The sequence below is a fragment of the Peribacillus suis genome, from assembly GCF_059384845.1.
Genome location: NZ_CM182019.1, coordinates 432,661 through 445,892, shown reverse-complemented (window position 1 = coordinate 445,892; position 13,232 = coordinate 432,661). Strand labels below are relative to the sequence as shown.

Here is a 13,232-nt window from a genome sequence, read left to right as displayed (position 1 = left end):
CATGATTCATTTACTTGTAGTGGACGATGAAAAAGAGGTGGGTACCTTTTTATCCCGGCTTTTTACGATGAAAGGATACAACGTACACGTCATACATAGTGGAAAGGACTTTTATGCAATCGATTTTAATCAGGAGCATTATGATGCTGCGATGATTGATTTGAAGCTTCCCGATTGTGACGGCCTTTCCCTTTTACAACATCTCAAACAAAAACAACCTCGTTGCAAGGCACTCATCATGACTGGTTACAGCACAGTCAAGACCGCCGTCCGCGCAATGAAACTTGGCGCAAGTGATTATATGGAAAAACCCTTTGCCGATATTGAGATATTAGAAAAGCAGATTGAAAACCTCCTGAATGAAAACACGGATGTGAATCAGCATTTCTTTCAGAAACTGGCCAGGGACTCCGGTCTCATCGTCGGTGAAAGTGTCATAATGAAAGAACTGACAGAAATGGCGTTCAAAGTCGCTCAAAAATCGGTTAATGTCTTAATAGAAGGGGAAACGGGAACGGGTAAAGAGGTGCTCTCCCGCTTCATTCACTCAGCAAGCCCGCGTAACCACGAGCCCTTTATCGCGATTAATTGTGGAGCTATTTCAGAATCCCTGCTTGAAAGTGAATTATTCGGCCATGAAAAAGGCGCATTCACCGGTGCAACCCAACAACGAAAAGGCTTTTTTGAAATAGCCGGAAATGGAACCCTTTTCCTTGATGAAATTGCTGATGCCAGTCCAGCCATCCAAGTCAAGCTTCTGCGGGTCTTGGAAACTAGGGAATTTATGCGGGTCGGAAGCAGTGGGACATTACGGACCAACGCACGATTGGTAGCTGCCACTAATGAAAATCTTCAGCAAGCAGTAGAAAACAATAAATTTCGGGAGGATCTATTTTACCGCCTGAATGTTGTCACTCTTGAAATACCAGCATTACGTCATAGAAAAGAGGATATCCCTCTACTTGTCGAGCATCTGGTCGAAAGGAATGGTCAGGCAGATGTATCCTTTTCACAAGAGGCTATCGAAAAATTACAGCTATACGACTGGCCCGGAAATATACGTGAGCTATCTAATACCGTGATGAGAACCTTAACCCTCGCAGATCATGGACAGGATATCACTGCGGACGATATCGTTCTCCCTACCCATCAGGTCATTTCACCCAAGAAACAAGCTACAATGGATCTTCACTCTCCTGAAAACCCTCTCGAAGAATGGCGGAAGAAACTTGTAGCCGATTTTAATGAAAAAGATGAGCTGACGCTTGAAAACATACTCTTGGAAATCAAACAGTTCGAATCTACCATCGAAAAAGAGCTCGTCCTGCAAACCCTTCAAAAAACGTATGGAAACCGGAATGAAGCCGCCAAGCGCCTACAGATTTCAATGAGGAAATTACGTTATATACTAAATGAAAAAAAACATACCTGACTCTTATATGAACAAGGGTGCCCCCATTAATAGGACACCCTTTCATTTTTTTCTATTCCATTGTTAAAACGATACGACCGTTAATTTCACCCTTTTCCATCATTTTAAACACATCATTGATTTCATCAAGCGGTCTTGTTTCAATATTCGTCCGTACTTTTCCATCTGCCGCAAATTGAAGAGATTCTTGTAAATCTTTTCTTGTACCAACGATTGAACCTCGCACAGTTACCCCATTTAATACCGTATCAAAAATAGGGATAGGAAGTTCATCATTCGGCAATCCGACCACGACGAGTGTTCCGCCTCTTTTGACTGAACTGTAAGCCTGTTCAAATGCTTTTTTCGTTACGGCAACAGAAATAGCTGCTTGTACGCCACCAACTTTATCCTTAATTGCTTGAACGGGATCATTCTTCAACCCATTCACTGTATAATCCGCTCCTAGTTCTTTTGCCAGCTCAAGCTTATCATCTTGAATATCGACGGCAATGACATTGAATCCCATCGCCTTCGCATATTGAAGCGCAACATGCCCAAGTCCGCCAATACCATAGATTGCGACCCAGTCCCCTGGTTTTGCTTCTGAAACCTTAAGCGCTTTATACGTCGTCACACCTGCACAGAAAATTGGGGAGACCTCGGCAAAATCTAGCCCTTCCGGAACCTTGACAACATATTTTGCCGGTGCCTTACAATATTCCGCATATCCTCCGTCCACCGAATATCCTGCATTGAGTTGATCCAAGCAGAGCGTTTCACGGCCCGTCAAACAGTATTCACAGTCTCCACATGCTGAATAAAGCCATGGAATCCCTACTCGGTCACCGACTTTCAATGTTGTGACGCCCTCTGCTACCTTCTCGATAATCCCTACTCCTTCATGTCCAGGAATAAGCGGGAGCTTTGGCTTCACCGGCCAGTCGCCATGTGCTGCATGTAAATCCGTGTGACATACGCCACATGCCTTAATTTTAACTAGAATCTCACCATACTCTAAATCCGGAATCGGTACATCCTTTATTTCAAGCTCTTGTTTAAATTCATTGACGACCGCTGCCTTCATTGTTTTAACATCCTTCAATGTTTTCGATTCCACCGTACTTGTCCCCTGATTTACATTCATGATTCTATTCCTCCCTTAGGTCCGTGTTTTTCTCACTTCCACTTATTTATAATGCAAGTGCCATGCCAAACAGAAAAGTCCAATCAAGTTAGGTTCAAACGTAAATCCTAGCCGAAAATTCGGCCCATTATGACAGAAATCCGGCTCAATGATGACGAAAACCAGTTCGTATATTGCTGGAAAAATGGTTCACCCTATAAAGAGGAGGTGTACAATGGACACATTTGAAGAAGCCTATGAATCCTACAAACAACAAGGAACGCCACAAGCAAACCAACAAGGTGGGAACGACAAAGAAGAAATTGTCGCCGTACGGAAGAATGAAGAGGATAATATCATCGCCATCAAGACAAATACCGGAAGGGAACTGGACTATCCCACCGCTCTTTCAGAAGCCAAGGCTGGTGCACTCGCAAACGTAGATGTCTTTCATAAATATGGTCGGGACATTTTGCGGAGTGAGCCTGATGGCATTAAAGAAAATAATCTGGATGAACTGCCTGAATTTTAAAGACCGAGAAAAGCTGCCTTCCATTCAGGCAGCTTTTTTCCGCAACAAAAAAAGAACCGCATACTAACAGGTTCTCCTAACGACTTCCTCAAGGTTTTCCGGGATATTGAAAATGGAGCAACCAGCACTCTCCCTTTTTCTCCAATCCTTCTATCTGTTTACCATTCATAATGATAGAACTCAGATATTTCCAGCAAGCGGCCACAGATTTCGACCACTTCTATGATTTCAATCCAAGACATATCCATCCCAAGTTCATTAGCATGCGAAATCTTATCCCGTAACTTCCTGATGGCATTGGCATCTTTCTTCCCCTTACTTTTGGATGGGATTTGAAAAAATGTTCTCAACTCTTTATCTTTATGAATAATGTCGAATTTATCGCTAATTTGTAGACATTCAATTAAATTAATCTCCTCATTTTTCTCCATTCTCCTTTCATATAATTCACTTGCCTTATGTAGACGATCCTCACTAATCATCGGATACCAGCTTTCACCCCCGAATCGATGCATGATAATATCACTAAGTCTCATTTCCAATAAAGTGATATAGCCAAAAATCAGCATCCTGATTGGTGGTTTTTGGAGGTCGGCATGCGTGATTAACTTTTTGATTGAATTATTCTCTAACACGAATACCCTCGTTTTCTTCTTAAAAATGCCTAACAATTGGATCAAGGGCGTTGAATCCGATACAAGTTCCCTTGGGGAAAAGAGCTTCATATAATCCGAAATGTTCCCTTCGCCAAGTTCATGTCTATCGATATAACCAACGATTTCCCCCTGGTCTTTCACGGCCAATGTATCAAAGTGTTTTTCCTCCATTACATTTTTGATATCAATGGCCGATTCATCTTTTCCACAAAACTCAAACTCTTGGGCTATGCTTCTGACCGTGATATTTTCCTCATATAGATTTTTAAGACTGTGATAACTACTATTGTTGTTTTTGTACTCTACATTGGACATCCATGACCCTCCATCATTAGCATTCTATCCTAATTCATTAGAACCTAATAACTCCCCACTATCAGAAATAAGTCCACATGAAGTGGACTTTATTCCTTCATTCAAATGATATGTTTCTGCATATCTTCATTCACTTCTTGTTCCCAGTCCTTGCAAACATCTACCCAGTCCTTTGCTTTTGAGAATTGAAATAAATCCCCGAGTGAAAGTTCAATGGCTGAGTTCGCGCTCCCGCAAGCCGGGAAAACTGTCTCAAACCGTTTCATCGAAACATCCAAGTAAACATCCAGTTCATTTGCCAATCCAAATGGGCAGACACCCCCGATTGCATGTCCGGTCTGTTCAAGAACTTCTTCTGGAGATAACATCCTTGCCTTGAACCCAAACATTTTCCGGAATTTCTTATTATCGACTTTCGCATCTCCAGCGGCCACGACCAAAATTGCTTGGTCTCCTTCTCCCCTAAATGACAACGTTTTGGCAATGCGCGCGGGTATAACCCCGATTGTCTCCGCAGCTTGGTTTACTGTGGCACTAGATGTTTTGAATTCCATCACATCATGTTCCCTGTTCCATTGTTTAAAGTGGGCCCTAACACTCTCGATTGACATTTACTTTCATCCCTTTCCTTTAACTCTTTTTATGAATCGTACCATTCTTCACTATAGTAAAGCAAAATCTCTTTCCTTTATTCTAAATATTCAATATTTCGCATAAAATCTTGAAATTGACGAAAGAGGCCAAAATACGATACTATTAAACTTCGGGCAAAAGCCTAACGTGGTTCGTAACCATCCCACGATAAAAAACTAGGGAGAGAAAAATATGAATATTCGTACGCTCGCGATAAATGGTCTATTGGCTGCCATCTATATCGCTGTCTCATTCGTGCTTCAGCCGATTATGTTTGGGGTGCTTCAATTCCGCATTCCCGAAATGTTGAATCATCTTATTGTATTTAATAAGAAATATATATCCGGCATAGTCGTCGGTGTGTTCATATCGAACCTTTTCTTTTCACAGTTAGGGGCATATGACTTGATTTTTGGGGTCGGGCAATCTCTGATAGCCTTATTGCTTGTCATCTTTTCTTCCCGTTTCATAACGGGCATTAAGGGTCGAATGGCCATGACCATCATAATATTCACGGTTACGATGTTCCTAATAGCCATAGAATTGAATTTAGTCTTAGGATTGCCATTCTTAATAAGTTGGGCAACAACAGCAGCCGGGGAATTCCTCGTCCTACTGATCGGGGCACCCATCATTTATATGATGAATAAAAGAATTCAATTTGGAAAGTTGCTTTGAACTCACTGTGCATAAAGTAAAAGAACATTCTATATTCAAAGAGCTGTCTGCTACATGCAGCGGCTCTTTTTTTCAACCATACTCAAAAAAATTGATAAATGGTGGTGACTTTTTGCAGAAAAAAATACTGATGTTACTCGTCCTTCTGATTGTAGTAACATTCATCGGGCTAAATTCAGAATTATTCACGATGATTTGGAATAGCGACTTGGAATCCGTGATAGCCATATTGACAGAAAATCTCCTTCTTACCTTTGTAGTGACGTTCGTTTTGATGATTATTCAGAACTCCTTTACTGTCATCCCCCTGATTTTACTTTTAACAATTAATGTAACGATCTTTGGCTTTGCATTCGGGTATCTATGGAGTTGGTTAACAAGCGTGGTCGCGTCAGGAACCATTTTCTATGCTGCCAGGCACTGGTTCCAGTCATTGATTTTAAGAAAGATGGGTACCGACTCGCAGGATTCCGTCAAGGATCATGGGTTTATGTATGTCTTTACCGGTAGAATTTTCCCTTTCATACCGACAAGTTTAATAAACCTTGCAGCTGGAGTTAGTTCCGTCACCTTCAAAGATTTCTTAATGGCAACAGCATTAGGCAATCTCATCTACTTCTTCTTTCTCTCTTTAATTCCATATGGACTTCTTTCCGTAGAGATGAATCAATATACATTGATTGTACTCGGTTTCCTGCTCTTAACCTTTTTCCTTATCTACAAGCGCTTCAAGAAAAAAAAGAACCTATCACTCTTTAAGAAAAACAGGTAACCTTGCTGCCTGTTTTTTTTGTGTGGAATCGTATATTTTCAGCCAATAGTTTGTTAAAATGTGTATGTATTTCAGCTTTGAAATGTCGGAGAATTCAGGGAGACCCATATGCCGAGACGTATCATATTAGTAATCTACATTCTTTCTGGAATGACCACATTACTTGTTTTCAATTACTATTTAACGAATTCCTTGAATACTAAAGAGGCGTTCCTTCAACTCCAGCGAGCAGAAGGGTTCATCTTTGTCCTATTAATCGGTTTGATTTTATTTCTCTACTTATCTAAAAGAGAAGAGTTCAAACAACTAAAAGAAGAAGAACAACTTCGAAGTACCCTTATTAACTCAATGGTAGACTTTGTGAATTTTAAGGATGGAGAAGGTAGATGGCTAGAATCGAATACGTTTGGACTTCAGTTATTCCAATTGGAGAGTGTGGACTATAAAGGAAAAAAAGATAGCGAGCTTGCCGAGTACTCCCAATTCTACAGAGATTCATTGATTTACTGTGAAGATTCCGATCAAGAAACATGGGCAATGAAGAAGATTACCCGTTGTGAGGAGAATATTCCACTGCCAAACGGTCATTTTAAGACCTTCGATACCATCAAAGTCCCATTATTTCATGAAGATGGTTCACGAAAAGGGTTAGTAGTCATAGGTAGGGATATTTCAGAAAGAATTACCGCGGAAAGTCAATTGCTTGCTAGTGAACAGCGTTATAAATCTTTGTTTGATCACAACCCTTCCCCCATGTTAATGCTTGATTTGAAAGGAACCATCATAAACGTCAATCCTAGATTTGAAACCGTCACTGGATTTCGTAAAGGTGAGGTTCAAGGGGACCCTTTTATAGATTTGGATTTTTCCGCAGAAGCTAAAGAGCTCATCCAGTCATCCTGTCAATATGTCGTGGAAAATCAAAAGGGGATTAAAAAAGGAAAAGATATAGCGTTTGTTACCAAATACGGGAATTCCATTTTACTTTCTTGTACTTTTGTTCCCATGTTAGTGGGCAAAGAATTAGCCGGTATCATTACGTATGCAAAAGACGTAACACAAATTCGTGAAACAGAAAGACGCTTACGAAAATCCGAGAAACTTTCGATCATCGGTGAACTTGCAGCAAGTGTTGCTCATGAAGTGCGCAATCCTTTAACGTCCTTAAAAGGGTTCGTTCAACTACTGAAAAAAAACGACCAACCCCATGATCAATATTACACCATCATGCTTAGCGAATTAGACCGGATCAACTTAATCGTTAGCGAATTGCTTGTCCTAGCAAAGCCTCAGGAAATCATGTTCAGTCAAAATCAGATCGTAGAATTGATGGATGAAGTCAGAGCCTTGCTTCTTGTAGAAGCCGATTCTTCTTCCGCTCAAATTTCTATCGAGGTAAAAAACGATATACCGCTTATTTTATGCGAAGCAAACCAGCTTAAACAAGTATTCATCAACATGGTCAAAAATGCTCTGGAAGCAACAGCATCCCATATTTCGATAGAAATTGAGCATATTAGCCATTCCATTTCCGTTACAATCAAGGATAATGGCTGTGGAATCGAGAAAGATCGCATGAAACATCTCGGGGAGCCCTTTTTTTCATCTAAAGAAAAAGGGACTGGGCTTGGTCTGACCGTAAGTTGCCGTATTATCGAAGCGCACCAAGGAAAAGTACACTTTAGTAGCAAACTAAACCATGGTACCGAAGTTAAAATTGAATTGCCGATATATAAATAGGATAAGTACTTGTTTACTTGTCCTATTTTGTTGTGTTCGGGATATAAGTAAACGTCCCCATACACACGATTGAACCGGCTAAAATCACCTTCTCGCCTTTTTTATCTTTTTCAACGTACTCCCCCCTACATTTCCTGTAATATGGTAAGGTCAGAGTACCATGGTAAGCTTAATTATTTCTTAATGATGCATAATAGGAAATAGAATAATTAGCTTATAGATCAAGAAAATGTAGAGAGATTCTCTTCATTTTTTCACTGTTATTTCACATTTTCATTTTATACTAGTTCATAGAAGTACTAAGAAAGGTTGCTGGCACAACAAAATGAAGAATTACATATGGCTGTTCGTCAGTCTACTTGCCTTGTTTATCTTACCGGTAACGGCCTTTGGCCATGCATCCGTTTTGAGCTCGAATCCTAGCCCAAATGAGAGCTTGGATACTATACCTGAAAAGATCAGCATTCAATTCAGTGAAACTATACAATCTTCCTTTCACTCACTTGCCATGTACAGCAAAGAGGGGAAGGAGATCCCACTTCAAGATATCCAAGTTTCAGGGAATACCCTTGAAGCTACATGGTCAAGCTCTTTCGATGAAGGGGTTTATATCATTAAATGGAGAGTGGTTTCTAGTGATGGTCACCCCATCAAAGGTACAATTCCCTTTCAATATGGGGAATCCAACATCCCATCCGATCAACTGATCGGCGAAGAACATGCAGGCTTTCCAAGTACAACACAAATAGTCCTGCAAAGCCTTCAATATCTTTGTTTTGCCGCTCTTACTGGTGCACTCTTTTTTTATTTATCATTGGTGAAACGCCCTACTCCTGATCAAATCAGCAATAGGGCCCGACGCTATATCTGGCTATCTTATACCGGACTGGCGATTTCCATTCTATTGAGTCTACCTTTAAAAGTTACGATTGACGCTGATGTAGGTTGGTGGCATGCTTTCAATGGCATCTACCTAAAAGAAGTATTACAGACCACCCAATTCGGAAATATTTGGATGATAGAAATGGTGTTGCTAATTGCCTTACTTGTGGCAATTTTGGCTATATGGAGAAATTACTTCAACAAGGTTTCTCTCCTAACATCCTTTATCCTTATATCTGCCTTGATGGTTTGCAAGGCCTTAATCGGACATACCATGGATACAACTCATCAATACCTGGCTGTATCTATGGATTTTCTCCATGTAATGTCCATGGCATTATGGCTAGGCGGTTTATTGGCTATACTGATAATTCTTCCAAAGTCCTATAATCCGAAGCTGACTGATGTTGATAAAAAAACGTTTTATTGGTCAATCATACAGAAGTTTTCCTCATGGGCCGTTCTCTTTGTGATTGTCCTGATCGTCAGCGGACTTTACAGTAGTTTTCAACATGTCCCAACTCTTCATTCATTGCTAAATACGACATATGGACAATTATTACTCGGAAAAATCGGACTTATGTCCATCATGTTAGGGTTTGGGGCATTTCATTTACTCCGTGGGAAAAGAAAAACGAAGAAGCTGGGCCTCAGTACTGGAATAGAATTCAGCCTGGGAATCATCATTCTCCTTATTGCTGCTCTTTTAACAAATGTTCAGACAGCCAAGTCTTCTCCAGGTCCTGTAGAGAAAACGGAAATGACTGAAAATAATGATCAAGTAACTTTATCGGTGACCCCCAATGAAATCGGTGAGAACCTCATTCAAGTGGAGTTAATAAATAATGAGGGCATCCCTTATACAGATATCGAACAGCTTACAGTGGTCATGGAGCCTTTAGATGAAGACACAGGGGAAGTAAAATTGCACCTTCAGGAAGAAGAAAAGGGTATATTCAAAACCAAGTCGCTTATAACCATGTCAGGAAAATGGAAGATTCAAGTTCATGGTTTAACGAGGGAACTCCACTCTATTGATGCGGATTTTGTAATAGTAGTAGGAAACTCATAATGAGAAGGGAAGAAATAAACATGAAAAATGGTACAAAGCTAATTATCGGTGCATTGGCATCTCTATTCCTCTTTGCTGGATCTGCAAATGCCCATGTTACGGTCAACCCAAGCTCTTCAGCACCTGAAGCTTGGGAAACCTATACACTGAAAGTTCCGGTTGAAAAAGAATCATCTACCACGAAGGTTGCCTTAAAGGTTCCTGAAGGCATCACCTTTTCAAGTTACCAACCAGTCCCCGATTGGAAAGTGACAACGGAAAAGGATAAAAAAGGACATGTAAAAACAGTAACCTGGGAAGCGACTGGTGATGGCATTGCTGCAGGCCAGTTCCAACAATTCACGTTCGTTGCCCAAAATCCAAAGGATGAGGCCGATATCGCTTGGGATGCATTTCAATACTATGCCGATGGGGAGATTGTCGAATGGAGTGGAGAGGAAGGTTCTGACCTACCACACTCCATAACAGAAATTACGGCAGCTTCCAAGAGCAATGAAGATTCATCAGTCCATGAACATGCCGAAGAAGGTGATCACTCTCATTCCGATTCTGTAGACAAATCGAAGGAGTCCACAGACAAAGAAGAGAATAACGATCAAACACTGATCATCATACTTGGCCTTTTATCTTTGATCATCTCGATTATTGCCCTTACGATAGCCGCACGTAAAAATAAGAAGTAATCATTTAAGAAGATGCCCCAAAATCACTTGGGGCATCTTTTACTTATTATTCTACAACCATGGACTTGCTTGCTTCAATGGTTCTTCTAATTTCATTCTGTGCACTATGCGTGACCATTGATAAATTCAACATTCCATTTCCTTGTGCCTTCTTGCTTATCCCCAAATCTTCCGTATTTTTTACCAGTTGGGCATATAGTTCCGCCTCTGTTAATTTACGACCGAATTCTTTTTCTGAGATGATTTTCAAGAGGGCTGCAGCTCCGCTCACATGTGGTGTAGCCATTGATGTCCCACTGAGCTTAGCATACTTGCTTCCTGGATATGTGGAGAGAATATCGACACCCGGTGCCACTAAGTCAATTTCGTCATTCGTATTCGAAAAATCTGCCAAGTTCCGGCTTAAGTCCACCGCCCCCACTTCCACCACTTCTGAATAAGCTCCTGGATAATCTAACTCATCCGTATCATGGCGGCCATCTCCACCGTTCCCTGCTGCACAAACGACAAGAATATCATTCTGTATCGCTTTTTGTATTAGCTGATGTTCCTTATCATCCGGGGGCCCTCCCAATGAAAGTGAAATGACAGAGACCTTTTCACCCTGCGGCCCTTTCCAATTGATTGCATACTCCAATGCCCCATTGATCCAGTTGATATCTCCCTGGCCCTTTCCATTTAAAGCCTTCAAAGCTAGAATACTCGCTTTCGGTGCCACACCTACTACACCTACATCATTCAGGGTCGCTAAAATCGTACCACTGACATGGGTTCCATGCCCATTATCATCATGGTAATCCCCGGTTTCAGTAAAATCCCTTCCGTCAATGATTCTCTCTTTTAAATCGGGATGTTCCTTATCTATACCAGTGTCAATGACAGCAATGACCACACCTTCACCATAATTGCCTTGTTCCCATATTTCCGGTGCCTTTATAAGCTCCACACCTTCAGGAACTTTCTCATTGGCCTTTTCCATTATTTCTAACACTTTGTAAGGAATTAATCTTTTTTCTTTCGACATTTGATTACCCCTTCCTTCGTCAATAATTTGACTATCCTCGGCGAGGGAGACCTATCCCATCTGGTTGTCGTTAACCATTAAAGAGATAAAAAGAATCTCTTTAACTTATATATACCAGATTTTTGAAAATAAAAAATAGTTTTACATAAAATTCCAACTATTTAACTACCTTTATTTCTCACTGGCCATTTACTTACTTTTTCATTATAGAACATACGTTCTTTAAATACCACTTAAATTTCCCATTTTTTCAATAAAAAAAGGCGACTCCCATTGAAGTCACCTTTTCGATATAGTTAAGCCCTGCCACAGCACTTTTTATATTTTTTCCCGCTGCCGCAAGGACAAGGATCATTCCGACCTATAACAGGTTCTGTATGTACATGTGGCATTTTCGCCGCTTTTGCACTCTCCATAATGATCTGGGTACCCTTTTGCTTCATTTTCTCGTAGCGTTGTTTAAACAGCTCCATTATATCTTTGCTATATTTCAATGTATCTTCGGCGATATCCATTGCCTTTTGTTTGGAAGTATTATAATCCTCTAGAACAAATTGATTATCATGGAAAGAAACACGTATTCCAAAATGTTGCCCCGCTTGCTTATTATCTTTCTTTTCCTCAACGAACTCTAGATAGACTTCTTGGCAATCGCAAGTCTGATGCATGCAATAGTAATCATAAATCCAATACGTTTTATCTTCATACTTACTTTTTAATGCAATGCCGTTTTCAACGCCAAAGACATCCAAATATTTAATCGCTTTTCCATCAATAATTTCAAATGGATCAATCGTTCTCATCTATTAGACACATCCTAATTCATCAAAATTTATTAACCTCATTTATTGTACAACCTAAATCCTAAACCGTCACTTGAAACGAAGCAGACAAAGGCGTATCCCTATTCTTCAACTACAAAAGGTATATATATAAGAGGAGCAGTACCTCCGTTTATGGCAAACGGAGATACTGCTCCATGAGTTATGCTGCTATAGCTTTTGTTTTTTCTTTTTTCTTGTAAAATAATAAATAACCCAGATACCCGATGTAGATAATAGATACAACCAATACAATGGCCCAAGCTTTGTAAATGGTTTGGTTATCAAAGACACCTGTAAGGGTCAATAATGATGGAATAGTCAGTGTAACCCATGATAGTACAAGCGAAATTTTCCCGACGAATTCGGAAATGGGCAACTTCTTACAGTTGGTCAAATAGAACATTCCCCAAAGGAACGACCATAATACCCAGTTCAACCCCTTCACCATGTCACCATATTGAGCAAACTCTACGGTTGCGTACACAAGGGACAAAATGGATACCCATAGTGAAAAGTACCCGAGACCGCTTCCATCCATCCCTTTTAGAATGGTTATTCCCAAGTACAAGTAGGTAAAACCAAACAAGAATATCGATGCATGTCCTAAAGACATTGCATTGCTAGATTCTGAAACAATAATTAAATAAAACGCACCGAGCACCTGAAACGAGCCAACAAATAAATTAAATACCGCAACATTTCTTGCATCGGCTTTTCCTAACGTCATTTTTCCATTTAGGAATAAAGTCGCTCCTGCAAGAAGTAATATAATATTTCCCATATTTAAAAGAATGAACGTGTGTTCACTCTCTATGTCCCTCCTCTTTATTAACTCTGCACAAACAAAAAAGCATCACTTCATTCAACATGCTATTTTACGATCT

At 40.3% G+C, this 13,232-nt stretch carries 12 protein-coding genes, 1 pseudogene and 1 riboswitch; of the genes and pseudogenes, 7 read left to right on the top strand and 6 right to left on the bottom strand.

Going from position 1 to position 13,232, the window contains the following annotated elements; all coding sequences use genetic code 11:
• The first annotated feature begins 1 nt into the window (after nucleotide 1).
• Nucleotides 2-1,432 (top strand): sigma-54-dependent transcriptional regulator, encoded by a 1,431-nt coding sequence (locus tag AC503W_RS02200; RefSeq protein WP_402958551.1) that lies wholly within the window; start codon nucleotides 2-4, stop codon nucleotides 1,430-1,432.
• 52 nt (nucleotides 1,433-1,484) lie between these two features.
• On the opposite strand, the gene adhP is transcribed toward AC503W_RS02200, so the two are convergent.
• Nucleotides 1,485-2,498 carry an alcohol dehydrogenase AdhP gene (gene adhP / locus AC503W_RS02195; protein ID WP_402958646.1) on the bottom strand — a complete coding sequence of 338 codons (1,014 nt, stop codon included), beginning with the start codon at nucleotides 2,496-2,498 and terminating at the stop codon, nucleotides 1,485-1,487.
• A 274-nt stretch (nucleotides 2,499-2,772) separates the two neighbouring features.
• Between adhP and AC503W_RS02190 the strand changes: the two genes are divergently transcribed.
• On the top strand, nucleotides 2,773-3,069 hold the full coding sequence (locus AC503W_RS02190; RefSeq protein WP_402872134.1) for a DUF3892 domain-containing protein: 297 nt from the start codon (nucleotides 2,773-2,775) through the stop codon (nucleotides 3,067-3,069).
• A 158-nt stretch (nucleotides 3,070-3,227) separates the two neighbouring features.
• Here AC503W_RS02190 and AC503W_RS02185 read toward each other — a convergent pair whose 3' ends face one another.
• Nucleotides 3,228-4,040: a hypothetical protein gene (locus AC503W_RS02185; RefSeq protein ID WP_427591643.1), complete on the bottom strand. Its 813-nt coding sequence runs from the start codon at nucleotides 4,038-4,040 to the stop codon at nucleotides 3,228-3,230.
• Nucleotides 4,041-4,141: 101 nt separating this feature from the next.
• The gene (locus tag AC503W_RS02180) at nucleotides 4,142-4,651 is read right to left on the bottom strand and encodes a YbaK/EbsC family protein (RefSeq protein WP_402958553.1); all 510 of its coding nucleotides are present in this window, start codon (nucleotides 4,649-4,651) and stop codon (nucleotides 4,142-4,144) included.
• Between the two features lie 163 nt (nucleotides 4,652-4,814).
• A riboswitch (PreQ1 riboswitch) is annotated at nucleotides 4,815-4,859 on the top strand.
• 6 nt (nucleotides 4,860-4,865) lie between these two features.
• On the opposite strand from AC503W_RS02180, the gene AC503W_RS02175 reads away from it, so the two are divergent.
• From AC503W_RS02175 to AC503W_RS02155, 5 genes are all read left to right on the top strand, one after another.
• Nucleotides 4,866-5,351, top strand: coding sequence for a QueT transporter family protein (locus tag AC503W_RS02175; protein ID WP_402872143.1), 486 nt, complete (start codon nucleotides 4,866-4,868; stop codon nucleotides 5,349-5,351).
• A gap of 112 nt (nucleotides 5,352-5,463) precedes the next feature.
• The gene (locus AC503W_RS02170; protein WP_427688929.1) at nucleotides 5,464-6,123 is read left to right on the top strand and encodes a TVP38/TMEM64 family protein; all 660 of its coding nucleotides are present in this window, start codon (nucleotides 5,464-5,466) and stop codon (nucleotides 6,121-6,123) included.
• A 108-nt stretch (nucleotides 6,124-6,231) separates the two neighbouring features.
• Entirely contained in the window at nucleotides 6,232-7,863 is a 1,632-nt protein-coding gene (locus tag AC503W_RS02165) for an ATP-binding protein (protein WP_402872149.1), read from the top strand.
• Nucleotides 7,864-8,188: 325 nt separating this feature from the next.
• Nucleotides 8,189-9,817 (top strand): copper resistance protein CopC, encoded by a 1,629-nt coding sequence (locus tag AC503W_RS02160; protein WP_402872152.1) that lies wholly within the window; start codon nucleotides 8,189-8,191, stop codon nucleotides 9,815-9,817.
• Nucleotides 9,818-9,837: 20 nt separating this feature from the next.
• Nucleotides 9,838-10,500 carry a YcnI family copper-binding membrane protein gene (locus AC503W_RS02155; protein WP_402872155.1) on the top strand — a complete coding sequence of 221 codons (663 nt, stop codon included), beginning with the start codon at nucleotides 9,838-9,840 and terminating at the stop codon, nucleotides 10,498-10,500.
• Nucleotides 10,501-10,546: 46 nt separating this feature from the next.
• Here the strand turns inward: AC503W_RS02155 and AC503W_RS02150 are convergent, their stop codons facing one another.
• The 3 genes and pseudogenes from AC503W_RS02150 to AC503W_RS02140 form a co-directional block, all read right to left on the bottom strand.
• Nucleotides 10,547-11,524, bottom strand: a complete 978-nt coding sequence (locus tag AC503W_RS02150; RefSeq protein WP_402872157.1) for a S8 family peptidase — start codon at nucleotides 11,522-11,524, stop codon at nucleotides 10,547-10,549.
• Between the two features lie 296 nt (nucleotides 11,525-11,820).
• Nucleotides 11,821-11,928, bottom strand: a pseudogene (locus AC503W_RS02145) (SEC-C metal-binding domain-containing protein); the annotation flags it as partial.
• 580 nt (nucleotides 11,929-12,508) lie between these two features.
• On the bottom strand, nucleotides 12,509-13,129 hold the full coding sequence (locus AC503W_RS02140) for an AmiS/UreI family transporter (protein WP_427688937.1): 621 nt from the start codon (nucleotides 13,127-13,129) through the stop codon (nucleotides 12,509-12,511).
• Nucleotides 13,130-13,232 lie beyond the last annotated feature (103 nt).